At 60.9% G+C, this 514-nt stretch carries 2 protein-coding genes; both read right to left on the bottom strand.

The features are described from left to right. The coding region (gene rplV / locus NZ773_16380; protein ID MCS6803501.1) for a 50S ribosomal protein L22 at window positions 1-284 on the bottom strand (284 nt) is incomplete at its 3' end. Then, a partial coding sequence (gene rpsS / locus NZ773_16375; protein ID MCS6803500.1) for a 30S ribosomal protein S19 occupies window positions 281-514 on the bottom strand: 234 nt, incomplete at its 5' end. The genes rpsS and rplV, both read right to left, overlap by 4 nt.

Genomic DNA, 514 nt, shown 5'->3' with positions numbered 1-514 from the left:
TTGAACCGTCCACGCGCACCGAAGCGCCGCCACTTGCGAGTGGGCGCCTCATCCACAAACGCCTTGGTGATAATCAGCTCGCCGACGTCCAGGCCGAAGTTTTCATCTGCATTGGCCATAGCCGATTTGACCACTTTGTAGACGTGCCGGGCGGCAGCCTTCGGCGTGAACTTGAGGATGTTGAGCGCCTCTTCGGCCTTCCGGCCGCGGATCAGGTCTACCACCAACCGCGCCTTCTGCGCAGAGACGCCCACGTAGCGGGCCTGCGCGCGAACTTCGGTCATTTCTTCGCTCCTCCGGCGGTGGCCGTCGTCTTTTCTTCTTTAGTCACGTGGCCACGAAAGGTGCGCGTCGGCGCAAACTCACCCAACTTGTGGCCGACCATGTTCTCGGTGATGTAGATCGGTACATGGCGACGGCCATCGTGCACCGCAATGGTGTGGCCGACCATCTGCGGGAAGATTGTGCTGGCGCGGCTCCAGGTCTTGATGACTTTCTTCTCGCCGCGCTGATT

The organism is Dehalococcoidia bacterium, assembly GCA_025054935.1.
Classification (GTDB): Bacteria; Chloroflexota; Dehalococcoidia; order SpSt-223; family SpSt-223; genus JANWZD01.
This window is presented reverse-complemented; position numbering and strand designations above follow the sequence as displayed.